Origin of the sequence: Massilia sp., assembly GCF_046293535.1 — a bacterium.
GTDB lineage: Bacteria > Pseudomonadota > Gammaproteobacteria > Burkholderiales > Burkholderiaceae_D > Telluria.
Genome location: NZ_JBKBOV010000010.1, coordinates 120,960 through 145,823, shown reverse-complemented (window position 1 = coordinate 145,823; position 24,864 = coordinate 120,960). Strand labels below are relative to the sequence as shown.

At 66.0% G+C, this 24,864-nt stretch carries 24 protein-coding genes and 1 tRNA gene; 12 read left to right on the top strand and 13 right to left on the bottom strand.

The window, feature by feature from the left end; translation table 11 throughout:
• Positions 1 to 416 precede the first annotated feature (416 nt).
• Together ACK4S9_RS08455 and ACK4S9_RS08450 are read right to left on the bottom strand one after the other, a co-directional pair.
• On the bottom strand, positions 417 to 1,982 hold the full coding sequence (locus ACK4S9_RS08455) for a phospholipase D family protein (protein ID WP_409724108.1): 1,566 nt from the start codon (positions 1,980 to 1,982) through the stop codon (positions 417 to 419).
• A 3-nt stretch (positions 1,983 to 1,985) separates the two neighbouring features.
• Positions 1,986 to 2,765, bottom strand: a complete 780-nt coding sequence (locus ACK4S9_RS08450; protein WP_409724105.1) for an enoyl-CoA hydratase — start codon at positions 2,763 to 2,765, stop codon at positions 1,986 to 1,988.
• Positions 2,766 to 2,936: 171 nt separating this feature from the next.
• Between ACK4S9_RS08450 and ACK4S9_RS08445 the strand changes: the two genes are divergently transcribed.
• Positions 2,937 to 4,154 (top strand): MFS transporter, encoded by a 1,218-nt coding sequence (locus ACK4S9_RS08445; protein ID WP_409724102.1) that lies wholly within the window; start codon positions 2,937 to 2,939, stop codon positions 4,152 to 4,154.
• A gap of 15 nt (positions 4,155 to 4,169) precedes the next feature.
• On the opposite strand, the gene ACK4S9_RS08440 is transcribed toward ACK4S9_RS08445, so the two are convergent.
• A complete protein-coding gene (locus ACK4S9_RS08440) occupies positions 4,170 to 5,405 on the bottom strand; it encodes a murein transglycosylase A (RefSeq protein WP_409724099.1) in 1,236 nt (411 codons plus the stop codon).
• A 26-nt stretch (positions 5,406 to 5,431) separates the two neighbouring features.
• On the opposite strand from ACK4S9_RS08440, the gene ACK4S9_RS08435 reads away from it, so the two are divergent.
• Positions 5,432 to 5,584: a hypothetical protein gene (locus tag ACK4S9_RS08435; protein WP_409724097.1), complete on the top strand. Its 153-nt coding sequence runs from the start codon at positions 5,432 to 5,434 to the stop codon at positions 5,582 to 5,584.
• Here the strand turns inward: ACK4S9_RS08435 and apaG are convergent, their stop codons facing one another.
• Positions 5,585 to 5,959, bottom strand: coding sequence for a Co2+/Mg2+ efflux protein ApaG (gene apaG, locus ACK4S9_RS08430; RefSeq protein ID WP_409724094.1), 375 nt, complete (start codon positions 5,957 to 5,959; stop codon positions 5,585 to 5,587). It abuts the gene before it with no gap.
• 157 nt (positions 5,960 to 6,116) lie between these two features.
• On the opposite strand from apaG, the gene rpe reads away from it, so the two are divergent.
• From rpe to ACK4S9_RS08395, 7 genes are all read left to right on the top strand, one after another.
• Positions 6,117 to 6,788, top strand: a complete 672-nt coding sequence (gene rpe, locus ACK4S9_RS08425) for a ribulose-phosphate 3-epimerase (RefSeq protein WP_409724091.1) — start codon at positions 6,117 to 6,119, stop codon at positions 6,786 to 6,788.
• The gene (locus ACK4S9_RS08420) at positions 6,788 to 7,486 is read left to right on the top strand and encodes a phosphoglycolate phosphatase (protein WP_409724088.1); all 699 of its coding nucleotides are present in this window, start codon (positions 6,788 to 6,790) and stop codon (positions 7,484 to 7,486) included. Before rpe ends, ACK4S9_RS08420 begins: the two co-directional genes overlap by 1 nt.
• Before the next feature lie 192 nt (positions 7,487 to 7,678).
• Positions 7,679 to 9,175 (top strand): anthranilate synthase component I, encoded by a 1,497-nt coding sequence (trpE, locus tag ACK4S9_RS08415; protein ID WP_409724085.1) that lies wholly within the window; start codon positions 7,679 to 7,681, stop codon positions 9,173 to 9,175.
• Between the two features lies 1 nt (position 9,176).
• On the top strand, positions 9,177 to 9,740 hold the full coding sequence (locus tag ACK4S9_RS08410; RefSeq protein WP_409724082.1) for an anthranilate synthase component II: 564 nt from the start codon (positions 9,177 to 9,179) through the stop codon (positions 9,738 to 9,740).
• Between the two features lie 190 nt (positions 9,741 to 9,930).
• Positions 9,931 to 10,968 carry an anthranilate phosphoribosyltransferase gene (gene trpD / locus ACK4S9_RS08405; protein WP_409724079.1) on the top strand — a complete coding sequence of 346 codons (1,038 nt, stop codon included), beginning with the start codon at positions 9,931 to 9,933 and terminating at the stop codon, positions 10,966 to 10,968.
• A 32-nt stretch (positions 10,969 to 11,000) separates the two neighbouring features.
• Positions 11,001 to 11,801, top strand: a complete 801-nt coding sequence (gene trpC / locus ACK4S9_RS08400; protein WP_409724076.1) for an indole-3-glycerol phosphate synthase TrpC — start codon at positions 11,001 to 11,003, stop codon at positions 11,799 to 11,801.
• A 150-nt stretch (positions 11,802 to 11,951) separates the two neighbouring features.
• On the top strand, positions 11,952 to 12,401 hold the full coding sequence (locus ACK4S9_RS08395; protein ID WP_409724074.1) for an energy transducer TonB: 450 nt from the start codon (positions 11,952 to 11,954) through the stop codon (positions 12,399 to 12,401).
• 42 nt (positions 12,402 to 12,443) lie between these two features.
• On the opposite strand, the gene ACK4S9_RS08390 is transcribed toward ACK4S9_RS08395, so the two are convergent.
• The 8 genes from ACK4S9_RS08390 to ACK4S9_RS08355 form a co-directional block, all read right to left on the bottom strand.
• Positions 12,444 to 12,935: a hypothetical protein gene (locus tag ACK4S9_RS08390; protein ID WP_409724071.1), complete on the bottom strand. Its 492-nt coding sequence runs from the start codon at positions 12,933 to 12,935 to the stop codon at positions 12,444 to 12,446.
• A 124-nt stretch (positions 12,936 to 13,059) separates the two neighbouring features.
• Positions 13,060 to 14,367, bottom strand: coding sequence for an amidohydrolase (locus ACK4S9_RS08385; protein ID WP_409724069.1), 1,308 nt, complete (start codon positions 14,365 to 14,367; stop codon positions 13,060 to 13,062).
• 84 nt (positions 14,368 to 14,451) lie between these two features.
• Positions 14,452 to 16,281, bottom strand: coding sequence for a M61 family metallopeptidase (locus ACK4S9_RS08380; RefSeq protein ID WP_409724066.1), 1,830 nt, complete (start codon positions 16,279 to 16,281; stop codon positions 14,452 to 14,454).
• A 79-nt stretch (positions 16,282 to 16,360) separates the two neighbouring features.
• On the bottom strand, positions 16,361 to 16,933 hold the full coding sequence (locus ACK4S9_RS08375) for an NTP transferase domain-containing protein (RefSeq protein ID WP_409724063.1): 573 nt from the start codon (positions 16,931 to 16,933) through the stop codon (positions 16,361 to 16,363).
• Between the two features lie 4 nt (positions 16,934 to 16,937).
• On the bottom strand, positions 16,938 to 19,151 hold the full coding sequence (locus ACK4S9_RS08370) for a molybdopterin cofactor-binding domain-containing protein (RefSeq protein WP_409724060.1): 2,214 nt from the start codon (positions 19,149 to 19,151) through the stop codon (positions 16,938 to 16,940).
• A 10-nt stretch (positions 19,152 to 19,161) separates the two neighbouring features.
• Complete coding sequence (locus tag ACK4S9_RS08365; protein ID WP_409724057.1) at positions 19,162 to 19,620, bottom strand: (2Fe-2S)-binding protein; 459 nt, start codon at positions 19,618 to 19,620, stop codon at positions 19,162 to 19,164.
• 153 nt (positions 19,621 to 19,773) lie between these two features.
• Positions 19,774 to 20,493, bottom strand: coding sequence for a DsbC family protein (locus ACK4S9_RS08360; RefSeq protein ID WP_409724054.1), 720 nt, complete (start codon positions 20,491 to 20,493; stop codon positions 19,774 to 19,776).
• A 17-nt stretch (positions 20,494 to 20,510) separates the two neighbouring features.
• Entirely contained in the window at positions 20,511 to 21,728 is a 1,218-nt protein-coding gene (locus ACK4S9_RS08355; protein ID WP_409724051.1) for an FAD-dependent monooxygenase, read from the bottom strand.
• A 131-nt stretch (positions 21,729 to 21,859) separates the two neighbouring features.
• On the opposite strand from ACK4S9_RS08355, the gene ACK4S9_RS08350 reads away from it, so the two are divergent.
• The 3 genes from ACK4S9_RS08350 to ACK4S9_RS08340 all read left to right on the top strand — a co-directional run bounded on the left by ACK4S9_RS08350 (position 21,860) and on the right by ACK4S9_RS08340 (position 23,163).
• Positions 21,860 to 21,935 (top strand) — tRNA-Phe (locus tag ACK4S9_RS08350).
• Between the two features lie 53 nt (positions 21,936 to 21,988).
• Positions 21,989 to 22,327, top strand: a complete 339-nt coding sequence (locus ACK4S9_RS08345; protein ID WP_409724048.1) for a zinc ribbon domain-containing protein YjdM — start codon at positions 21,989 to 21,991, stop codon at positions 22,325 to 22,327.
• Positions 22,328 to 22,407: 80 nt separating this feature from the next.
• On the top strand, positions 22,408 to 23,163 hold the full coding sequence (locus ACK4S9_RS08340) for a YoaK family protein (protein ID WP_409724045.1): 756 nt from the start codon (positions 22,408 to 22,410) through the stop codon (positions 23,161 to 23,163).
• 42 nt (positions 23,164 to 23,205) lie between these two features.
• Here ACK4S9_RS08340 and ACK4S9_RS08335 read toward each other — a convergent pair whose 3' ends face one another.
• Complete coding sequence (locus ACK4S9_RS08335; protein WP_409724043.1) at positions 23,206 to 24,855, bottom strand: M28 family metallopeptidase; 1,650 nt, start codon at positions 24,853 to 24,855, stop codon at positions 23,206 to 23,208.
• Positions 24,856 to 24,864: the final 9 nt, after the last annotated feature.

The window sequence follows — 24,864 nt, the reverse complement described above, 5'->3', positions numbered from 1 at the left end:
GCATTGCTGCCATCCTGATTTCTCAGGAGTCGCTCACTCAAAATACTGACCGTTACTCATTGCTGAGCAACGTATTTCTTTTTTGTGAACATTTGATAATTTAAGTAATCACTGACCGAAGTCAGCGGCACCCTCATCAAACGCCCACACTTATCGACTGTTGATTGTTAAAGAACCAGTGTTCTGTACTACCTTGCTGCACCGTGCGAAGCGTTGTGTTCGTCAGCAGCAGAGAAGTGAGATTATGCAGTGTTTCGCTAAAACCGTCAACCCCTCGTTTTCGCTTCGTTGCAGATTTAACTGCCGGGCTTGTCAACGTAAGCAGTTGATTACGTTAAGCTTTTCGGCCCATGCCGAAGCGGAGGCGAACTATAGCAAATCGCCCCGCCTGTCCGCAAGGCCTTTGCCGAAATTTTCTAGAGGAGCCAGTCGATGGGCAAAAATGACAAAAACTGGACACCGGCGCGCTTCCAGACCGTGGTGCCCGGCTCCTGCTGATGGCGCCTGAGCTGGCCGCCGGTACGCTCCAGCCAGTAGAGCCGCCCCTGCTCGTCGAGGCGCACTTCATAGGCGGTTTCGGGAATGCTGTCGTCGAGCGTCTTGTCCAGTTGCCGGGCCAGTCGTTCGCTGTCGATCACCAGGCCCATCTCGGTGTTCAGGTCGATCGAGCGCCGGTCCATATTGAAGGAACCTATATAGACGGCGCGGCCGTCGACCCCGAAGGTCTTCGCATGCAGGCTGGAGGCGGAACTGCCGAAGCGTCCCTTGCCTCGTTCCGGCAGTTCCGCCCCCCAACTGCGGCGCAGTTCATAGAGCGAGACGCCGGCCGTGAGCAGCTCGCGCCGCCACTTGGCATACCCGGCATGCACGGCAGCCACGTCGGTCGCCTCGAGGGAATTTGTCAGCACGCGGACCTGCACGCCTTCGCGCGCGATGTCGCCCAGGGCCTGCGCCGCATCCTTGCTGGGAACGAAGTACGGCGAGACCAGGTCGAGCTGCCGCTTCGGCTCGCCCAGCAGTTTGCGCAGGCCGACGGCCATGAGCTCATCGGGATCCGCCTTGCCCAGCACTTTCGCCGGATCGTCGCTTACTAGACGGGTAGGACTCCATTCCAGCGGCAGCTGGCCCGCTACCAACTGTCCGACGAAGGGCGAGGTGCGGATCGCTTCCAGGTAGCGCTGGGCCGCGGGCCGCTCGCGCAAGGCCGCGGCACGCGCGGCCAGCGCGCCGGGTGGCTGCGCATCGCCGGCATCCACCAGCGCAGTGACGGGATAGGCGGACGCGCTGTTCCAGTAGCGGTCGAAATCCTGCGACACGTCGCGCACCACCGGACCGACCGCCAGCACGTCGAGATCGACGAACAGCATGTCCCCGGCCACGCCGAAGTATTCGTCGCCCACGTTGCGCCCGCCGACGATGGTCGCCTGGCCGTCCGCCGTGAAGGATTTATTGTGCATGCGCCGGTTCAGCCGGCTGAAGTCGGTGAGGTAGCCGAGAACGCGCCAGCGGCGCAGCGCGAAGGGATTGAAGAGGCGCACCTCGACGTTCGGTTCACGGTCGAGGGCTGCCAGGGCCGGGTCGAGTCCGGCGGTATTGTTGTCGTCGAGTAGCAGGCGGACCCGCACGCCGCGCACCGCCGCTTCGCGCAAGGCGTCCAGCATCAGGGTGCCGGTCAGGTCGTCGCGCCATATATAGTACTGAACGTCGAGGCTGCGCTCGGCGCTGCGGGCGAGCAGGACGCGTGCCGCGAAGGCATCGCGCCCGTCGATCAGGGGATACACCCCGGCGCGGCCGGGATGCGCCGCCGCCAGCGGGGCGATGGCCTGCCCGAGCCGTGTGGTGTGGGTGCCGTCCAGCGCGAAGCTGGCCTTGCGCTGGCCCAGTGGCGGCAGTACGCTGCAGCCGTAGGCGGCCAGCGCGACGACGACGAGCGCCGCCGCGGCCGCTCCTCGACGCAATGCCGGGAACGACGCCGCCCGCATCGCTTACATTCCTTCGAAGTTCGGCTTGCGCTTCTCGAGGAAGGCCGACATGCCTTCTTTCTGCGCCGGCGTGCCGAAGCCGGCATGGAAGTAACGGCGCTCGTAGCGCACGCCTTCGTTCAGCGGCATCTGATAAGCCTGGTTGACGCAATCCTTGATCTGCATGGCGACCGAGACCGGCATCTCGGCGATGCCCTGGGCGACCTTGATCGCCTCTTCCATCACGGTCTCGAGCGGATAGACGCGCGACACCAGGCCGGTGCGCTCGGCCTCGGCGGCGTCGATCATGCGGGTGGTCAGCAGCATGTCCATCGCCTTCGATTTCGAGATCGCACGCGGCAGGCGCTGGGTGCCGCCGGCGCCCGGGGTCACGCCGACCTTGATTTCCGGCTGGCCGAACTTGGCGGTCTCCGCCGCAATCAGGAAGTCGCACATCATGGCCAGTTCGCAGCCGCCGCCCAGGCAGTAGCCCGACACGACGCCGATCACCGGCTTGCGGATGTCCAGGATATGCTCCCAGTTGCGGCCGATGTAATTGCCCGGATAGGTGTCCGCCGCATAGGTGTAGTTCGCCATGGCCGCGATGTCGGCGCCCGCTGCGAAAACCTTGTCGCTGCCGGTCAGGACGATGACATTGACCGCCGGGTCGGCGTCGAACTTGCGCAGCGCATCACCCAGTTCGTTCATCATGTTGTCGTTCAGCGCGTTCATCGCCTTCGGACGGTTCAGGCGGATCACGACGACCTTGCCGTGGTTTTCGATCAGCAGATCTGCATATTCCATGTGCTTTCCCTTTTGAGGTTGGACGGATTGTCGGGATTGTAACGTCTCGCGCCGAATCAAACACGGTAAGATTAATCGTTCAGCAAACTCCTGTGCGAGATCACCATTCCGTCGTCCGGCACCCATTGGCTACATGGCTGGCTGCAAAAGCGCGTTCCCGCCGGCTCGGTGATGCGCAGCGCCGACTTCCGCCGCTTCTGGTTCAGCAGCATCCTGGCCCATTTCGGCGCCCAGATCACGCTGCTGGCCCTGCCGATCTGCGCGGTGCTGATGCTGCACGCCACGCCGGCGCAGATGGGCACCCTGGCCGCCTTCGAATCCCTGCCCTTCCTGCTGTTCGGCCTTCCTTCCGGCGTCCTGCTGGACCGCAGCCGGCGCCTGCCCGTCATGATGTGCAGCGATGCCATGGTGGCCATTGCGCTGGCCAGCGTGCCGCTGGCCTGGTGGCTGGACCTGCTCACCATCCCCTGGCTGTACGCGGTCGGCTTCGTGATCGGCGCCGGCCACGTGGTGGGCGGCAGCGCGGAACAGGTGTTCCTCACCTTCCTGGTCGGGCGCGACGGCCTGGTCGACGCCCAGGCCAAGTTCGCGGCCACGGAATCGGCCGCGCGCGTGGTCGGCCCCGGCATGGCCGGCGGCCTGGTGCAGCTGTTCGGCGCCCCGATCGCCATCCTGTGCAATGTGGCCGGCTTCGTCGTTTCGTTGCTCAACCTGCGCCGTATCCGTGCGCGCGAGCCGCAGCCGCCGCCTTCGCACTCCCATCCGCTGCGCGACATCCAGGAAGGCCTGGCCTTCGTCTGGAACCAGCCGCTACTGCGGACCCTGGCCTGGGTCTCTGCCTGCTGGCACCTGCTGTTCTATGGCTACACCGCCCTGCACGTGCTGTTCGCCACGCGCGTGCTCGGCATGACGCCCGGGACCATGGGCATGGCCAACATGCTGGGCGGCCTGGGCGTGCTGGCCGCCTCGCTGCTGATCAAGCCGCTCTCGCGGCGCTTCGGCAGCGGCGGCGGCATCCTGGTCGGCCTATGCGTGTCGGCGCTCGGCTTCGCCCTGGTGCCGGCCATCCCGCCTGCCTTGTTCGGCAGCGCCGCGTGGACGGTGGCGGCCTACGCCATCGTGGTGTTCTGGATCGATTGCGGCGCGACGCTGTTCTTCGTGCCCTACATCGCCCTGCGCCAGCGCGTGACGCCGGACGCGGTGCTGGGCCGGATGGTGGCGACGATGCGCGCCCTGACCGTGGCAGCCGCGCCGCTGGGCGCCCTGCTGGCGGGCGGACTGGGCGAAGGCTTCGGCGTGCGCGAGGGCCTGGGCTGCATCGCCGCCGGCGCCGTGCTGCTGGCGGCCGGCGGCGTGTTCGGCACGCGCTTGAAAGATGCGAAAGAGTAGAAGCGGAGTAGAAGCTTACAGGGCCTGGCGCGGCAGCAGCACCCAGACCGTGCCGCGCTGCCTCATCTTGCCCGCCCGGTCCATCGCGTCCGGTCCGAAGCCGTAGAAGAAGTCCGCCCGCACCGCGCCCCGGATCGCGCCGCCGGTATCCTGCGCCATCATCAGGCGCTGCATCGGCACCTCGCTGCCGGCTTCCGTGGTGGCCAGGTACAGCGGCGCGCCGAGCGGGATGAAGGCCGGGTCGATCGCCACCGAGCGGCCCGGCGTGAGCGGCACGCCCAGCGCCCCCTTCGGGCCGAGCGAAGGATCGGGCAGCGTCTCTTCGCGGAAGAAGATAGTGCTGGGGTTCACGTTGAACAGCTCCTGGCGGCGCGTCGGGTTGGCGGCGATCCAGGCGCGGATGCCCTGGGCCGTGGCCTGCTCGGTGGTGAGCTCGCCCTGCTCCACCAGCCAGCGCCCGATCGCCTTGTACGGATGGCCGTTCTGGTCGGCGTAGGCCACGCGCACGGTCTCGCCCGTGTCCAGTTGGACGCGGCCGGAACCCTGCACCTCGAGGAAGAAGGCCTCGACCGGATCGTTCACCCACAGCAGTTCCTGGTCCTTGAGCGGCGCGCGCGCGATCTCGGCGCGGGTACTGTACGGCACCACGGTCTTGCCCGACAGGCGGCCGCGCAGGCGCATGCCCTTCAACTGCGGATACACGCTGCCCAGGTCGACCGTGAGCAGGTCGCTTGGTACCCGGTAGAGCGGGGTCTGGTAGGCCCCGCCGCGCTTGCGCGCGCCGTACAGCATCGCCTCGTAGTAGCCGGTGATCAGACCGGTGTCGGCGCCATCGGCGGCGCGCACCAGGTTCGGCACGAACCGGCTCTCGAAGAAGCCGCGCACCGCGGCGCTATCGGTCCCATCCACGGTGCGGGCCGCGGCGCACACCGCTTTCCAGTCAGGCTTGCCGGCCAGGCCGCGGCAGGATTGCAGCAGGGCCGGCCAGGCCTGGCGCAGATCATCCTGCGCCCATCCCGGCAAGGCGCCGAAGGTGGTCGGCGTCATGAGCGGGGCCGGGGCGGGAGGCTGGGCCGGTTGCGGGGGCGCGGCCGGCTGCTCCGGTACATAGACCGGGCCGACCGGCGCCGGCATGCGCACCGGTTCGGCCGGCTTGGATGGCTGCTGAGGCTGCGGCGGCGTGGTCGAGCAGGCGCTCAACAAGGCGACGAGGGCAAGCGAAGCGGTTACACTGCGGCGTATCGATGGCATAAGAACAAAAGGACTGAGGGACGGATATGTGGATCTTGATGGTGGAAGCCGGCGTGGCACTCTTCCTGCTCGTCTTTATCGTGTGGTGGACGATGTTCGCGGGCCGCAAGGATGCGCCGCGCGACGAGGCGGCGCAAGAAGACCAGGTCGCGCAAGACAAGGACGCCGGCAAGCAGTGATCAGTGCAGCGCGCCCGGCTGCGCCAGCACGAACTCGGGGATCGGTACTTCGAAGCGGTGGCCGTCCTCGGCCACGCAGAAGTATTCGCCCTTCATCGAGCCCTGCGGCGTCGCCGACTGGGTGCCGCTGGTGTACTCGAACTGCTGGCCCGGCTGCAGCAGCGGCTGGTGACCGACCACGCCCAGGCCGCTCACTTCCTGCACCGCGTTGTTGGCGTCGGTGATGACCCAGTGGCGCGAGATCAGCTGGGCGGCGATGCTGCCGGTGTTGGTAATCGTGATGGTGTAGCTGAACACGTACTGGTCCCGGTCCGGGTTGGACTGTTCGGGCAGGTACTGGGTCCTGACCTTGACAGCGAATTCATAGGCGGGCATGGGTTTTCCTTGCGTGATCGTCAATATTGGTGGGAACGCCAGGTATGGCGCAAACGACAATCATACCGCGCGGCGCTCGCCAAGGTCGTCCCCGCTGCAGCGGGCATGCGCTCCATCAGCGTAAAATAGCGGATTCTTTTTACCGGCACGACCTTCCATGACTACCTACCGCATCGCCCCCAGCATCCTGTCCGCCGATTTCGCCCGCCTGGGCGAGGAAGTGCGCAATGTCGTCGCCGCCGGCGCCGACATCATCCACTTCGACGTGATGGACAACCACTACGTCCCGAACCTGACCATCGGCCCGCTGGTGTGCCAGGCGATCCGTCCGCACGTGCAGGTGCCGATCGACGTGCACCTGATGGTCAAGCCGGTCGACCGCATCATCCCCGACTTCGCCAAGGCCGGCGCGAACATCATCACCTTCCACCCGGAAGCCTCGGAGCACATCGACCGCACACTGCAGCTGATCCGCGATAACGGCTGCAAGGCCGGCCTGGTGTTCAACCCGCACACCCCGCTGCACTACCTCGAGCACGTGATGGACAAGATCGACATGATCCTGATCATGTCGGTTAACCCGGGCTTCGGTGGCCAGTCCTTCATCCCGCAGGCGCTCAAGAAGATCGCCATGGCGCGCCGCATGATTGACGAATCGGGCCGCGACATCATGCTGGAGGTCGACGGCGGCATCAAGGCCGACAACATCGCCGAGGCGGCTGCGGCCGGCGCCGACACCTTCGTGGCAGGCTCCGCGATCTTCGGCAAGCCGGACTACAAGGCCGTGATCGACGCCATGCGCGCCGAACTGGCGAAAGTAGGCAAGTAATGCGGGCCGGCGCAGCAGGCATCAAGGCCGCCATCATCGACCTGGACGGCACCATGCTCGACACGGTGCCCGACTTCGAGGCGGCCCTGAACGGCATGCGCGCCGACCTGGGCCTGGCGCCGATCACGCAGGACACCATCAAGCCGTTGGTCGGCAAGGGCTCCGAAAAACTGGTGCGCGACGCGCTGCTGCTCGACTGGGATGCGGCGCGCGTGGACGCGGTATTCGACGAAGCCCTGGCCGCCTACCAGCGCCACTACCTCGCCATCAACGGCCAGCGCTCTACCCTGTTCGCGGGCGTGATCGAAGGCTTGCAGGCCATGCGGGCGCAAGGCCTGCGCCTGGTCTGCGTGACCAACAAGCCCATCGCTTTCACGCTTCCCCTGCTGGACCAGAAAGGCCTGGCGCCGTATTTCGAACGTGTGTTCGGCGGCGATTCCTTCGCCAGGAAGAAGCCGGATCCGATGCCGATGCTGGGCGCCTGCGCCGCACTCGACCTGCCGCCTTCACAAGTGGTGGCGATCGGCGACTCGTCCAACGATGCGGAAAGCGCGCGCGCCGCCGGGTGCTTCGTGCTCACGGTGCCATATGGTTATAACCACGGACGGCCTATACAAGAAATTAATTCTGATGGTATAGTGAGTTCGCTGTTAGAAGCAGCAGAGCAGATATCTGCGCATAACCACACCGCAAAATAAGTTATCTATACATGTTTTTCACCAAAAAACACACTGTCAACCAGACCGGCGCCCTTGAGGCCTGGCTGTGGCGACGCTGGCAATCCTGGGCTAACTAACCCGTCTTGATTGCTGCCGCATGTGCTCGTCCTGCGGCAGGTTTTTTGAAGTGAACCACCGCCCTTCCCTCTCCCGGGCGGTCTGGAGAAAAGCATGACCGAACTCGAATTCCGCTCGCTGGCCAACCAGGGCTACAACCGCATCCCTTTGATCGCGGAAGCCTTCGCCGACCTCGAAACCCCGCTGACGCTTTATCTGAAGCTGGCCCAGTCCCAGCAGGCCGGCAAGAACACTTTCCTGCTGGAGTCGGTGGTCGGCGGCGAGCGCTTCGGCCGCTATTCCTTCATCGGCCTGCCTGCTTCGACCCTGATCCGCAACAGCGGAAAAATGACCGAAGTCGTCAGGCACGGCGAAGTGATCGAGACGCATGAAGGCAATCCGCTGGAATTCATCGAACAATTCCAGTCGCGCTTCAAGGTGGCCCTGCGCCCCGGCATGCCGCGCTTCTGCGGCGGCCTGGCCGGCTACTTCGGCTACGACACCGTGCGCCACATCGAGCGCAAGCTGGAAAACAGCTGCCCGCGCGACGAACTCGGACTGCCGGACATCCAGCTGCTGCTGACCGAAGAACTGGCGGTGATCGACAACCTGTCGGGCAAGCTCTACCTGATCGTCTACGCCGACCCTGCCCAGCCGGAAGCCTATGCGAAAGCCCGCCAGCGCCTGAAGGACCTGCGCGTGATGTTGCGCCGCAGCGTCGATGCGCCGGTGACGTCCAGCTCGGTGCGTACCGAGGCGGTGCGCGACTTCAGCAAGGAAGACTACCTGAAGGCGGTGGCCCGCGCCCACGACTACGTGATGGCCGGCGACCTGATGCAGGTGCAGATCGGACAGCGCATCCGCAAGCCCTACGTGGATTCGCCGCTGTCGCTGTACCGCTCGCTGCGTTCGCTGAATCCGTCGCCCTACATGTACTACTACAACTTCGGCGACATGCAGATCGTCGGCGCCTCGCCGGAGATCCTGGTGCGCAACGAAGCGACGCCGGATGGCGGCAAGAAGGTCACGCTGCGCCCGATCGCCGGCACCCGCCCGCGCGGCGCCACCCCGGAACGCGACCTCGAACTGGCGGCCGAACTGCTGGCCGATCCGAAGGAAATCGCCGAGCACGTGATGCTGATCGACCTGGCGCGCAACGACATCGGCCGCATCGCCGAAACGGGCAGCGTCAAGGTGACCGACCGCCTGGTCATCGAAAAGTACTCGCACGTGCAGCACATCGTCTCCAACGTCGAAGGCAGGCTGAAAGACGGCATGTCGAACCTCGACGTGCTGCGCGCCACCTTCCCGGCAGGCACCCTGACCGGCGCACCGAAGGTGCGCGCCATGGAAGTGATCGACGAACTGGAGCCGGTCAAGCGCGGCATTTATGGCGGCGCCTGCGGCTACCTGTCCTTTGGCGGCGAGATGGACGTGGCGATCGCGATCCGCACCGGCGTGATCAAGGACGGCAATCTCTACGTGCAGGCCGCGGCCGGCATCGTGGCCGATTCCATCCCCGAGATGGAATGGCAGGAAACGGAAAACAAGGCGCGCGCCGTGCTGCGCGCGGCCGAACAGGTGCAAGACGGCCTGGATGGGGAGTTCTGACATGCTGCTCATGATCGACAACTACGACTCGTTCACCTACAACATCGTCCAGTACCTGGGCGAACTGGGCGAGATTGTCCGCACCGTGCGTAACGACGAAATCACGTTGAAAGATATCGAAGCGATGGCGCCGGAGCGCATCTGCATCTCGCCGGGCCCCAAGGCGCCGAAGGATGCCGGCATCTCGCTCGACATCCTGCGCGAGTTCAAGGGCAAGCTGCCGATCCTGGGCGTGTGCCTCGGCCACCAGGCGATCGGCGAAGCCTTCGGGGGCAAGGTCATCCGCGCCAAGCAGGTCATGCACGGCAAGACCTCGCTCATCGCCCACACCGGCGAAGGCGTGTTCAAGGACTTGCCGAGCCCCTTCACCGTGATCCGCTACCATTCGCTGGCGATCGAGCGCGCTTCGCTGCCGGACTGCCTGGAAGTGACTGCATGGACCGACGACGGCGAGATCATGGGCGTGCGCCACAAGGAGTACGACATCGAGGGAGTGCAGTTCCATCCCGAGTCGATCCTGTCGGAACACGGCCACGCGCTGTTCAAGAATTTTCTCGCGCGCTGACGTTCCCACCAGCCCAAAGACGTCGTTCCGGCGAAGGCCGGAGCCCAATTTTCCTGAATAGCCACTGTGGCTTGAGCTAGTGGTACGCAACGAACTTGGATCCCGGCCTTCGCCGGGATGACGTTCACGGGCTGCGGAGCGAGCGATGAGCTAGCAACTAGCAACCGAATTCACAAAAACTGGACCTGCCATGCCGATCACCCCACAAGAAGCCCTGCTGCGCTGTATCGAACACCGCGAAATCTTCCACGACGAAATGCTGCACCTGTTCCGCCAGATCATGTCGGGCGAGATGTCGCCGACCATGGTCGCGGCCCTGACCATGGGCCTGCGCGTGAAGAAGGAAACCATCGGCGAGATCACCGCCGCCGCCCAGGTCATGCGCGAATTCTCGACCAAGGTGCCGATGGCCGACACCACCAACCTGCTCGACATCGTCGGCACCGGCGGCGACGGCGCCCACACCTTCAATATCTCGAGCGCGGCGATGTTCGTCGCCGCCGCCGCCGGCGCGCGCGTGGCCAAGCACGGCGGACGCAGCGTGTCCTCCTCCTCCGGCAGCGCCGACCTGATCGAATCGCTCGGCGCCCAGATCGACCTGAAGCCCGAGCAGATCGCCCAGTCGATCGCCCAGACCGGCATCGGCTTCATGTTCGCGCCCAACCACCACGCCGCCATGAAGCACGTGGCGCCGGTGCGCCGCGAGCTGGGCGTGCGCAGCATCTTCAACATCCTGGGGCCGCTCACCAATCCGGCCGGCGCGCCGAACATCCTGATGGGCGTGTTCCACCCCGACCTGGTCGGCATCCAGGTGCGCGTGCTGCAGCGCCTCGGCGCCCAGCATGCGATGGTGGTCTGGGGCCGCGACAACATGGACGAGGTCTCGCTCGGCGCCGGTACCCTGGTGGGTGAACTCGTCGGCGGCGAGATCCGCGAGTACGAGATCCATCCGGAAGATTTCGGCATGCCGATGATCTCGAGCCGCAACCTGAAAGTGGCGAATACGGCGGAGTCGAAGGAGCGCGTGATGGAAGCGTTGCGCGGCGAACCGGGCCCCGCCACCGACATCGTGGCGCTCAATGCCGGCACCGCGCTGTACGCGGCCGGCGTGGTCGGCTCGATCGAGGAAGGCCTGGCGAAGGCGCGGGCGACGATCGCCTCGGGCGCGGCGCTGGCCAAGCTCGAGCAGTTCGTCACCGTCACGCGCCAGCTCGGCGGTCACGCCTGAACGAAGCAGCCAGCCAATGCATTGAGAGTCTTATGTCCGACATCCTGAACAAGATCCTGGCCGTCAAGGCCGACGAAGTGGCCGCGGCAAAAAAAGCGCGCGACCTGGCCTGCCTGCGCCGCGAGGTGGAGAGCGACCTGGAAGCACGCCGCGCCATCCGCGGTTTCGAAAACAGCCTGCGCAGTAACATCGCCGCCGGCCGGGCCGGCATCATTGCGGAAGTGAAGAAAGCCTCGCCCTCGAAGGGCGTGCTGCGCCCGGACTTCCACCCGGCGGCGATCGCGCAAAGCTACGCCGATCACGGCGCGGCCTGCCTGTCGGTGCTGACCGACGTGCAGTTCTTCCAGGGCTCGGTGGACTACCTGCGCCAGGCGCGCGCCGCCTGCGCGCTGCCGGTGATCCGCAAGGACTTCATCGTCGACCACTACCAGGTGTACGAGGCGCGCGCGATGGGCGCGGATGCGATCCTGCTGATCGTGTCGGCACTGGACCACGGCCTGATGGCGGAACTGGAAGCCTGCGCGCTTGACCTCGGCATGGACGTGCTGGTCGAGGTGCACGACGGCGACGAACTGACCGCGGCGCTGAAACTGAAGACGCCGCTGCTGGGCATCAACAACCGCAACCTGCGTACTTTCGAGGTGTCGCTCGATACGACAATCGGCCTGTTGCCGCGCATTCCGGCGGAGCGCCTGGTGGTGACCGAGTCGGGCATCATGGGACCGGCGGACGTGCAGCGGATGCGCGCGGCGAACGTGCACGCCTTCCTGGTCGGCGAGGCCTTCATGCGGGCGCCGGAGCCGGGTCTGGAACTGCAGAGGCTGTTTGGCTGACATCCGGGCTAGTTAAGCTCAGCGGAACTAAGGATGAATGGACAGCGTCGAAGCTAAGCGCCCTCGAGGCGCCAACCTGCGACGCTTCATTCATCCGCCATGAACATTTCTCTTCGCAGTAAAGCGCCGTACGCGCTTGTACCAGTGACCTTGCTGGCGATCCTGTGCGGATGCGCCAGTTCCCCGCCTCCCGTTCCCGTCGAAGAGCGCAGCACCATCGCCATCGAGCGCGAAGCGACCGCCGCTCCCGCTCCGCCACCGTCCCTCACGCTCGACGCCTACAAGGCGCACGTGGCGCGCCACATCGTCCAGCGCAATGCCGACCGCATCTTCAGCGGACGCCTGCCGCCGATGCTGCCGGCGATCGTGGTGGTCAACATCACGGTGGACCGGGACGGCCAGTTGACCGACGTTCAGGTGCAGCGCGCACGCGACCCGGATGCCGCCAGGGTGGCGCTGGCCTCGATGCTGCGCAGCGGTCCCCTGCCCCGGCCCCATGGATTGCTTGCGGCGAACAGTCGCGCAATGACCTTCTCGGAAACCTTCCTGTTCGACCGCGACTATCGCTTTCAGCTGCGTACGCTGGCCGGTCCGCAATGACAAGAGGTGGCGCGCCAGGATGTGCCCGGCACGCCAGTGCGTTCAGTGCGAACCGCCTGCAACTGCCTGTGCCGGCGCCTCCGTGCGCGCCTGCGCCGTCGACGTCGCCGGGGGCGGGGCAACGACGGCCGTGTGTCCCATCATGATCTGGAACAGGTTCGGATAGTCATAGGCAGCGCCCGACGCCATGTCCACGCCTGCGCCGATCACGCCGCCGAAGACGACGTTACCGAAGGCCATGCCCTTGGTCGAGGACTTGATGGTCGCAATGCCCGCTTCCATGCCCGGCTTTTCGCAGCGCACACTCATGTCGCCGTAGGCGCGGCGCACGGTGACGGTGCCCGGCGTCGTCACGTAATACACGCCTTTGTCGTTCTCCAGCTTGCAGCTGGCGCCGTCCACTTTGCCGGTGGCTTGCAGGGTTTCGACCGAGACGATCTGGTTGGTACCGCTGACGATGGATGCGCAACCGGTCAGGCTGGCCGAGATTGCCAGGACGGCACATGGAAGGATGGAGCGAAGGCGTTTGGACATGTCGATTCCCCTTGGAATACCGATTTCAACCGGACTAGTTATAGGAACGACATTTATAAGGAAAGCGCCTCAACGAATCAACGAATATTTACGCTGGGTAAATATTCGTTGTTTTCTCAGCCGATTACCGGCTGAGCACATTCAGCACCGCCAGGCTCATCGCCTGCGCAGCGGTCTTGATCGATGGTTCCGGCACCGGCGCGTAGAAGGGCGAGTGGTTGAAGGCGATCGGCTTGCCGCCTTCGCGTTCGGCGTCGAGCACGGCCTTGGGGTCGTAGACGCCGGTGAAGAAGAACATCGACGGGATGCCCTCGTTGACGAACAGCGAGAAGTCCTCGCTGGCGGTCATGGCCGGCATGCGCCGGGCATTGGCGGCCCCGAAAGCGTCCTTGAACACGGCCTCGGTCCGGGCCACCAACGCTGCGCTGTTGACGATGGCCGCCCCGCCACTGATCAATTGCACATCTGGCGCCGGCGCGCCGGCCATGGCGGCGGAGGCGTTGGCGACGCGGCGCACGCCTTCGAGCAACTTGGCGCGCACGACCGGGCTGTAAGAGCGGATCGTGCCGCGCACCTGCACATTGTCCGGGATAATGTTGCCGACCGTGCCGCCCTGGATCGCGCCGATGCTCACGACGCCGAATTCCTTCGGGTCCTTCTCGCGGCTGACCACGGTCTGCACGTCCACCACGAAACGGGCGGCGATGGTGATCGGGTCGAGCGATTTGTCCGGCGCCGAGCCGTGACCGCCGCGGCCCTTGAACACGATCTCGATCGCGTCCGAGTTGGACGAGACCGGGCCATCATTGAAACCGACGGCGCCGTACGCCAGCGGCCAGGAATGCAGGGCGAAGGCATAGTCGGGCTTGGGGAAACGCCTGAACAGGCCGTCGTCCAGCATCGCCTTGGCGCCGGAGACGATTTCTTCGGCGGGCTGGGCGATGAAGACCAGGGTGCCCTTCCACTTGCCCTTCATCTCGGCCAAGGTGCGCGCGGTACCGAGCCAGCCGGCCATGTGGACGTCGTGGCCGCAGCTGTGGGTGACGAAACTCTCGGCGCCGTTGCTCACCGCCTTGGCGCGGCTGGCGTAGGGCAAGCCGGTCTTTTCCTCCATCGGCAGGCCGTCCATTTCGGTACGCACCAGCACCGTCGGACCGGCGCCGTTCTTCAGGACCGCCACGATGCCGGTCTTGCCGACCTTCTCGGTGACCTCGAAACCGAGCTTGCGCATCTCACCGGCGAGCTTGGCGGCGGTGCGCACTTCCTGGAAGGCGATTTCCGGGTTGGCGTGCAGGTCTTTATAGACCGTGTCGAGCCAGGGGTACATGGCGTCGACGCGGGTGGTGATGTCGGTTTTGAGGGGGGCGGGGAGCTGGGCGGAGGCGGATGCGGTGCAGAGCGCGAGGACGGCGGCGGTCAGGGCGGTTTTCAAATGAGCCTCAAGGCAGATTCGGGTTGACCGCGTGGGCGGCAAAGCGTGATCTGGTCCACTGGGCCAGATCACCCCTACAAAAGCTTAGATAGCGCTGGGGCGCTTCAAGGCGGTCGACTTCTTGCCGGCGACGGCCTGCGACAGGGTGATGGTCGGCACTTTATCGCCCTGCAGCGTCACGTCGAAGGCCATCAGCTCGTCGCGGCGGAAGGCGTGCACGGTCACCTTGTCGCCGACGCGGTAGCGCTGCAGCAGCGTGTCCACGTTGGGCGGGTTGCCGCTGGCGCGCAGGCCGTCGATGGCGATGACGACGTCGTGCGCCGACAGGCCGGCGCGGTGCGCGGCGCCGCCTTCGTGCACCTGGGTCAGCTTGGCGCCCAGCGGGTCGCGGCCGATGCCGGCGTCCAGCGAAGGCTTGCCGCCCTTGCGCTCGTCCACCAGCTTGACGCCGAAGGGCGCGTACAGCTTGGCCAGCGGCAGGTCGTCGGTGCCGCGCACCCAGCGCTCGAACTGGGTGCGCAGGCGGGTGCCGGCCACCTCGTCGAAGATCGCCTCGACCTCCGCATCGGTCACGCCGCGGCCCGCGCCGCTGTAGAAGTCGCGGCCGAAGCGCTCCCACAGGGCCAGCATCACGTCGTCCAGCGATTTGGCGCCATTGGTCTTGGCGCGGATCGTCAGGTCGAAGGCCAGGCCGATCAGGGAACCCTTGGTGTAGTAGCTGATGATCGCGTTCGGCGAGTTCTCGTCCTGGCGGTAGTACTTGCTCCAGGCGTCGAAGCTCGAATCGGCCACGCTCTGCTTGAGGCGGCCGCTGCCGCGCAGGACGCCGCCGACGGTCTTGGACAGCAGCTTGAAGTAGGTCGCTTCGCCGATGATCCCGGCGCGCACCAGCATCAGGTCGTCGTAATAGCTGGTGAAGCCTTCGAACAGCCACAGCAGCGGCGTGTAGTTCTCCACCTGCAGGTCATAGGGCGCGAACACGGCCGGCTTGATGCGCTTGACGTTCCAGGTGTGGAAGTACTCGTGGCTGCACAGGCCCAGGAAGCGCAGGTAGCCTTCGCCCGGCTCGGCGCTCTTCGGGGCGGCCGTGCTCGGCAGGTCGGCGCGGGCGCAGATCAGGGCGGTGGAAGCGCGGTGTTCCAGGCCGCCGTAACCGTCGCCGACGGCCATCGTCATGAAGACGTAGCGCTCCATCGGCGCGCGCTGGGTGTGTGGCTCGAAGAAGGCGATCTGGGTTTCGCAGATGGCTTTCAGGTCCGCCTGCAGGCGCGCCATGTCGAGGTTGGGCACGCGGCCGGTAACGACGATGTCGTGCGGGATGCCGTGCGCCTTGAAGGTGGCCAGCTCGAACTCGCCCATCTCGACCGGATGATCGATCAACTCGTCGTAGTCGGCGGCGACGTAGGTGCCGAAACCGTAGCGCTTGGCGCCCAGTTCCTTCATCGCGGTGGCGACGCGCCAGCCCTTGGCAAGCGGGTCCCCGGGACGCTGGATGTCGACCTGGTGGGGCAAGGCTTCCTGGCCGACCACGCGCAGGAACACGCTGGTGCCGTTGAAGAAGCCGTGGGTCTGGTCGAGGTGGGCGGCGCGCACCGACAGGTCCCAGGCATACACCTCGTAATGCAGGGTCAAGGGGCCGCTGGCGGGCGCCGCGCGCCAGGAGTGCTTGTCCAGTTTGCTCAAGGCGAGGTCCTGGCCGCCGCTCTCGGCGCGGATGCGCACGATGTTGCGGGCGAACTCGCGGATCATGTAGCTTCCGGGGATCCAGGCCGGCAGCGCGAAGACCTGTCCTTCAGGGTCGGGGCTTGCAACCGTGACCGTGACGTTGAACAGGTGGCCGGCCAGGTCCTTGGGAACGATGGTGTAGAGGATGGCGGGCTGCTCGGGCTTCTTTTTTTGGGAAGGTTTTTTCATGTCGATAGGTGATGCGGCCAAATATGCTCCCTAGTGTAATCGGATTCGATCACAACAGGAAAACATTGACATGCATGCATCACGCCGGCAGGTCGGCGGGCGTGTCGATATCGCGCAGGATGCCGGGGTCGTCCACCGGCACTTCCTGGACCGGATGCGCCTGCAGCAGGCGGCGCGCGCCCTGGTCGCCCGCCATCGCCAGCAGCGCGTCGCGGTGAACGGGCCCGAAGGCGACCGGGTTGCCGCGCCGGCCGCCGTGCACCGGCACCGCGATGCCGGCGCCCGCTACCACCGCGTCGCGCAGCGCTTCCAGGGTGGATTGCGCCACGAATGGCATGTCGCCCAACGCCACCAGCCAGCCTTCGGCCGGCAGCGAATGGCGGATCGCATGGGCCAGGGAGGCGCCCATGCCGCTATCGGCATCGGGGCATATGGTGACTTCGCAGCCGAGCGCGCGCAAGGCCGCCTGTACCCCGCCATCCGCGGGCGGCACCACGGCGATCACGCGCGGCACGCAGGCCAGCAGGCGGCGCGCGCTGGCGACGGCCACCGGGTCGCCGCCGGGCAGGCGCTGGAGCAGCTTGTTGCGGCCGCCCCCGGGGGCGAAGCGGCGGCCCCGGCCGGCGGCGAGCAGGATGCCGGTCAGCGCCATCGGATCAGCTCGATGCGAGGTCGAACGGCAGCTTGCGCAGGCGCTTGCCGGTCAGCCGGAACACCGCGTTGGCAAAGGCCGGCGCCAGCGGCGGCAGGCCCGGTTCGCCGATGCCGGTGGGCGGGTCGTTCGAGGGCACGATGTGCACCTCGACCTGCGGCATCTCGTGGTGGCGCGCCACCACGTAGTCGCCGAAGTTCTGCTGCTCGACCACGCCGTCCTTGAGCGTGATCGCGGCGCCCGGCAGCGTCATACCCAGGCCCATCAGGGCCGCGCCCTGGATCTGCGCCTCGATCGACAGCGGGTTGACCGGCTGGTTGCAGTGCACACCCGCGACCGCGCGGTGCAGCTTCGGCATGCCGTCGACCACCGAGGCCTCGACCACGTAGGCGACCACCGAGCCGAAGGACTCGTGCACCGCCACGCCCCAGGCGCGGCCTTTCGGCAGCTTCTTCGTACCGTAGCCGGATTTCGCCACCGCCAGGTCGAGCGCCGCGCGATGGCGTACGTGCTGTTCGCCCATCAAGCCCTTGCGATAGGCGACCGGATCCATCCTGGCGACGTGCGCGGCCTCGTCGATCAGGGTTTCCATCACGTAGGCGGTGTGGGTGGAACCGACCGAGCGCCACCACAGCACCGGCACGTTCTGCTTCACGCCCTCGACCGCCAGGTTCATCGGCACGTCGTACGGCGCTCCCATGCCTTCGGTCGTACTGCCATCCACGCCGTCCTTGACCATGCCCCCTTCGAAGATGGTGCCGGCCATGATCGACTGGCCGACGATCTTGTGGTCCCAGGCGACGATCCGGCCCTTGCCGTCGATGCCGAGCTCGGCGCGGTGCACGTAGGACGGGCGGTAGTAGCCGCCGCGAATGTCGTCCTCGCGGCTCCACACCAGCTTGACCGGGCCGCTTTTACCCGCGGCGCGCCAGGCCTTGGCGATGCGGACCGCGTCGCCCACCCAGTCCGACGACAGCACCGCACGGCGGCCGAAGCCGCCGCCGGCCATCATGGTGTTGATCGTCACCTGCTCCGGCTTGAGGCCGAGGATCGCCGCCGCCACCTGCTGGTCGACCGTCTGCGACTGGGTGCCGGCCCAGATCGTGCAGGAGTCAGTCTTCAGGTCGACCACGCAGTTGAGCGGCTCCATCGGCGCATGCGCCAGGTAGGGGAATTCGTAGAGCGCCGAGATCTTGTGCGCAGCGACCGCCAGTTGCGACACGTCGGCCTTGCGCGCGACCGCGCCGCCGGCGGCCTTGGCCTGGGTGCGGAATGCTTCCAGCTGCTGCGCGCTGTCGACCTTCTCGACTGCGCTCGACTCCCACTCTGTCTGCAGCGCCTCGCGACCCTGCTTGGCCGGCCAGTAGCCGTTCGCAAACACGGCGACGCCACGGGCGCCGCGGTCCAGGTCCACTTCCAGCACCTCGACCACGCCCTTGACGGCGCGCGCCGCGGCGGCGTCGAACTTCGTCACTTTCGCGCCGAACACCGGCGGACGCGCCACCAGCACGGTGAGTGCGTTCTCCGGCGTGAAGTCGATGCCGAACTGCTGGCGTCCGCTCGACTTGGCGCGCGCATCGATGCGGCGCATCGGCTTGCCGATGTAGCGGAACTGCTTCGCTTCCTTCAGGACGACGGTGGCGGGCACCGGCTGCTTCATCGCGGCCTCGGCCAGCGAACCGTAGCTTGCCTTCCGGCCGTTCGGGCCGAGCACCATGCCCTTCGCGGTACGGCACTGCCCGGGCGCGACCTTCCACTGCTCGGCCGCGGCGGCGACCAGCATCGCACGGGCGCGCGCGCCGATTTCGCGGTACTGCGTGAAGCCGCGCGCAATGCTGCCCGAACCGCCGGTGATCTGCATGCCGAAGGCCGGATCCTTGTATACCTCGCCGGCCGGGGCCAGCTCGCCGCGCATCTGCGACCAGTCGGCATCGAGCTCCTCGGCGATCAGCATCGGCAGCGAGGTGTGCACGCCCTGGCCGAACTCGAGGCGGTTGACGATGACGGTAATGGTGTTGTCCGGCGCCACGCGCAGGAAGGCGTTCGGCGCATACACCTTTGCATCGGCAGCCTGTGCGAAGCGGTGCGCGCCCGGCAGCGTAAAGCCCAGCACCAGGCCGCCGGTAGCGGCGCCGGCAGTCTTCAGGAAGCCGCGGCGCGACAGGCCGGCGCCGGCGGAGCGCGCGAGGGCCGCGCGATCGATCCAGTCGAGTTTCATCGCGCGCTCCTCAGGCCAGGGTCGTGGCGGCATCCTTGATGGCCGCGCGGATCCGTTGGTAGGTGCCGCAGCGGCAGATGTTGCCGCTCATCGCATTGTCGATGTCGGCGTCGTTCGGGCGCTTGTTGGTGCGCAGCAGGGCGACGGCGCTCATCACCTGGCCGCTCTGGCAGTAGCCGCACTGCGGCACGTCGTGCCTGACCCAGGCGTCCTGCACGGCCTTGCCGACCTTGTCGTTTTCCATCGCCTCGATGGTGGTGATCTTCATGCCTTGCGCGCTCGATATCGGCGTGACGCAGGAGCGGATCGGGTTGCCGTCCAGGTGCACGGTGCAGGCGCCGCACAGCGCCGCGCCGCAGCCGAACTTGGTGCCGGTCATGTCGAGGTTGTCGCGCAGCGCCCAGAGGATGGGCGTGCCGGGGTCGGCGTCGACCTGGAGGTCGCGCCCGTTGATGTTCAAGGTGACCATGTACTGCTCCCTGTCTGGACTACGTTGTTATTTTTTGTAGGGTGGGCGGGTCTCCCGCCGACGCGGTGATACATTGCAGCAAGATCATTCGGCGCGAGAACGGAGCCGATAACTATCACCGCGCGGACGGCAGAGCCGTCCACCCTACGGTTTTTATTTCAGCGACTGCAGCTTGGCTTCCAGCCCCTTCAGGTCGATCGCCCCCGGAATGCGCGAACCGTCGGTGAAGAAGATGGCCGGCGTGCCCTGGATGCGCAGCTTCTGGCCGAGGGCCACGACCTGGTCGTTGGGCGACTCGCAGCCGGCGGGCGCGGTTGGGGGCACCTTGTTGTTGATCATCCAGTCGTCCCAGGCCTTGACGCGGTCGGCCGCGCACCAGATGTTCTTCGACTTCACGAACGAATCCTCGGACAGGATGTTGTACATGAAGGTGTAGATCGTGACGTTGTCGATTTCCTTGAGCGTGGTCTGGCGCAGGCGCTTGCAGTAGCCGCAGTTCGGGTCCTCGAACACGGCGATGACACGCTTGCCGTTGCCCTTGACCTGCTTGAGCGCCAGCTCGAGCGGCAGGTCGCTGAACTTGATCTTGTTGACCTCCTCGATGCGGGCGCGGGTCAGATTGGTCGAGGTCTTGGTGTCGTAAACGTGGCCGATGAACAGGTAGTCGCCCTTCTTGTCCGTGTACAGGATGTCGCCGGCGACGCGCACTTCGTACAGGCCGCTGTAGGGCGTCTCGCGGATCGATTCGATCTTGGCGCCGCCCAGGCGCGGCTCGAGCGCCTTCTTGATCGTGGCTTCGGTGGTGTTCTGTGCTTCCACGCAGGATGCAAGCAGGCCCGTCGCCAGCAGAACGGCGACCTTCGTTTTCAACATGTCAGATCCTTAAGAAATTACTTGCCCATCGCATGCGCCATCAGGCGACGCTTAACCGACGGCAATTTATCGAGCAAGTTTAATCCGAAATTACGCACGACGCGCACCGGTTCCAGGTTGGCGCCGAACAAACGTTCGAGCCCGTCGGTGGCCCATTGCATGAGCAGCACGTCTTCCTTGCGCTTGCGGGCGTAGCGCGCCAGCACCCGTTCGTCGGCGATGCCGCGCCGGTCTTCGCGCTCGCGCAGCACCTGCAGCAGGTCGACGATGTCGCCGAAGCCCAGGTTCATGCCATGGCCGGCCAGCGGGTGCACCGCATGGGCGGCGTCGCCCACCAGCGCCACGCGCGGCGCGACCGGCGAGTGCGGGCGCACCAGCGCCAGCGGCACCGCCTTGACGGCTTCCGGCAGCAGGGGGCGCAGGGTGCCGAGCTTGTCGTCGGCGTATTCGGCCAGGCGGATCGCCATTTCGCCGAGCGATTCGTCCATCAGGGTATCGGCCAGGGTTTCCGGCGCCGACCACACCAGCGATACCCGGTTGCCCGGCAGCGGCAGCAGCGCGATGATGCCGTCGGCGCAGGTGAACCACTGGTAGGCCACGCCGTGGTGCGGCTTGTCGCAGGCAAAATTGGTGACGATGGCGCGCTGGTGGTACATGCGGTAGTCGACGCCGATGTCGCACTGGCCGCGCACCCAGGATTCGCGGCCGTCGGCGCCCACCACCAGTTCGCAGGCGATTTTCGTGCCGTCTTCCAGCAGCACGGCGGCGCCCGACTCTCCGCACGTCAGCTCGCAGGCGCAGCCGGACACCGTCTGGACGTTGGCGGCGAATTTCAGGGCCGCGTCCAGCGCGCCGTTCAGGTTGCTGTCCTCGACGATCCAGGCCAGCGTGCCGACGTGGGCGCCGAAGGCGTCGAACCCGAGGTTGCCGCCCTGCTGGCCGTCACCCTTGATATCCATCGCATCCACCGCCTGCACCCGGGCCAGGTCGAGGGCGCCCCAGACCTTGAGCGATGCCAGCAGGTCGTGGGCGGTATGGTTGAGGGCATAGACGCGCACGTCCCAGGGCTTTTCCGCCGCGGAGGAGCTGGGCGTCTCTGGCGCCGGGCGCGCCGGCGGCACCAGCAGGGTGACGCTGTATCCCGACTGGGCAAAACCGAGGGCGGCAGTCTTGGCGATGGCGCCGTTGCCGACGATGCAGACGTCGCTGCGGTACTGGGCGGAGGTGGTAGTCATGAAACACATTATAGCGAGATGTCAACAGCGCGCTCGGGCATCTTGATGCGTGGCGCGGGCGCTTGCGGAGTGCATCCTGCGCATAGGGGCTTGCGCGGATGAAAATCGCTGGCTATAATCATGCCTCTCTTGGCCTGGTAGCTCAGTTGGTAGAGCAGAGGATTGAAAATCCTTGTGTCGGTGGTTCGATTCCGCCCCGGGCCACCAAGAATTAAAGAACGCCACCCTCGGGTGGCGTTTTTGCTTTCAAAGGTCTCCTCATGCATACCCTGCCTCCCTGCCCGCAATGCCAGTCCACCCTGACCTATGAGGACGGCAGCGGCCAATACGTCTGCCCGGAATGCGCCCATGAGTGGCCGGTACAGGGAGAGGCGCCTGAAGCCGCCCGGGTCTGGCGCGACTCTTCCGGCAACATCCTGCAGGACGGCGATACCGTCACCGTCATCAAGGACCTCAAGCTGAAAGGCGGGGGCGGCGTGGTCAAGCAGGGCACCAAGGTCAAGAATATCCGCCTGGTCGAGGGCGACCACGACATCGACTGCAAGATCGAGGGTTTCGGCGCGATGAGCCTGAAATCGGAGTTCGTGCGCAAGAGCTGAGCCCTACTTTTGTGCAACTAGGCAAGTTGGCTTAAGATAGGTTCATCCATCCTGTCGAACAGCCAAGGGGTAGGCAAGCCGTGCCGATCCATTTTGCCAGACGCCTCACCGGGCACAAGCGCAGCGTAGATGCCAACAAGCATCTCGGTGTGACGCTGGCATTCATCGCGGGCGCCATCAACGCGGGCGGTTTTCTCGCCGTGCAGCAATACACCTCGCACATGACCGGCATCGTATCGAGCATGGCCGATCACCTGGCGCTGCAAAACCATGCGCCGGTTCTGGCCGGGTTCGGCGCGATCCTGTCCTTCCTGTTGGGCGCCGCCTGTACCGCCCTCTTGGTCAGCCATGCCCGCCAGCGCCGCATGCACAGCGAATACGCCCTGCCCTTGCTGCTCGAGGCCGTGCTCCTGCTCGGCTTCGGTCTGCTTGGCGGACGCCTTGCCACGATCGGCGGGCTGTTCGTGCCGCTGACCGTCATGCTGCTGTGTTTCATCATGGGCCTGCAGAATGCCTTGATCACCAAGCTGTCCAGGGCCGAGATCAGGACGACCCACATGACCGGCATCATCACCGACATCGGCATCGAACTGGGGAAGCTGGCGTATCGCAGGGGGGCGCCCGGCGCGGACAGGGTGATGGTGAACCGCGACCGGCTCAGGGTCCATGCCATGCTGCTGCTGTCCTTTTTCCTGGGCGGCGTGACTGGCGCACTCGGATTCACCCACATCGGCTACCGGTCGACGGTGCCGCTCGCCGTCGTCCTGTGCGTGCTGGCGATCGTTCCGGCACTCGACGACCTGGCACGACTGCGGCGCCGGCGCGCCAGAAAATAAAACGCCACCGCATGCGGTGGCGTTCATCGTTTGCAGGGCCGCTTACTTGCGCTCGGCCGCCGACTTGTCGCGCGCCGCGCGGAACTCCGATTCCGGCGCCCAGTTCGGCCAGGCGCTCGAATTGGCCAGGTCCGAACCCAGCGCATACAGCAACTCGAGGTCGCGCGCCATGCCGGTGAAGGTCCAGGTCGGGTCGAAGGCATCCGAAGGCTGGTGGTAATGCTTCTCGGTGTAGGACGCTTCTTCCGCCAGGCCCGCCTGGGTGCCGCCCTCGACCCAGTTCTTGCCCGAGCCGAAGGAAATCGCCGGCACCCCGCGCTTGGCGAACGGGAAGTGGTCGGAACGGAAGAAGTAGCCCGCTTCCGGTTTCGGATCCGGCGAGTACGTCATGTTCCAGCGCTTGGCCTTGGCCGTCAGCTGGTCCAGCAGTTCCAGCTTGGCGCTGCCCGAGATCGTGAAGTCGCGTGCCGGGCCGTGCGGGCTCAGGGCGTCCAGGTTGATCACGGCCACGGTCGAGGCCAGCGGATACAGCGGATTGGAGGCGTAGTACTCCGAGCCGAGCAGGCCCTTCTCTTCCGCCGTCACCGCCAGGAACACCACGCTGCGCTGCGGCGCCGGCTGCTTGGCATAGGCGCGCGCCAGTTCCAGCATGGCGGCGATGCCGGTGGCATTGTCGACGGCGCCGTTATAGATCTTGTCGCCCTTGGCGTCCGGCTGGCCCACGCCCAGGTGGTCCCAGTGGCCGCTGTAGATCACGACCTGCTTCGGATGCTCCCTGCCCTCGCGGATCGCGACCACGTTCTTCGAAGTGACCACCTGGGAATCGGTGGTGTAGTCGGCCGACAGGCTGACGCCCTTGAGCTCGACCGGCTTGAAGTCGCGGGTCTGGGCCTGCTTCTTGGCTGCCTCGAAATCGAGGCCGGCCGCCTTGAACATCGCGGTCGCCAGGTCGCGCTGGATCCAGGCTTCCATCGGCGCGTGCGACTTGCGCGGCTCCTTGCGCACCACGTCGTACATGACGTTGGTATTCGAGTTCTGCACCGTCGCCCAGCCGTAGGAGGCCGGCGCGGTCTCGTGCACGATGATGGTGCCGAGCGCACCGCGGCGCGCCATTTCCTCGTACTTGTAGGTCCAGCGGCCGTAATAGGTCATGGCCTTGCCGCCGAACTCGCCTACCCCGGTTTCGAAATCCGGGTCGTTGATCAGGACCACGGCCAGCTTGCCCTTCAGGTCCATGCCCTTGAAGTCGTCCCACTTGCGCTCCGGCGCGGTGACGCCATAGCCGACGAAGACCAGCGGCGCGTTCTTGAACGACACCTGTTTCAGGCCGCTCATCGAGGCGCGCACGGCCATGTCCGGCCCCTGCTTCAGCTCGCGGCTGGCGCCGCCCTGGGTGAGGGTCAGCTTGACCGGGCCCTTGATCTCGAAACGGCCCAGCGGCACGTCCTGGGTCCAGGCGCGCTTGCCGTCCTTCAGGTCGCCGCCCGGCTGCAGGCCGGCGGCCTTGAACTGCTGGACGAGGTAATCGACAGTCTTGGTTTCGCCCGCGGTGTTCGGGCCGCGGCCTTCGAATTCGTCCGAGGACAGGGTCTTGACGTCCTGGGCCAGGCGCTTCGGATCGAAGCGCGGACCCTCGGCGGCCTGCGCGGCGGTGACCGCGAGGCCCATCAGAACTAGGGTAGCGTATTTCAAACCAGTCTC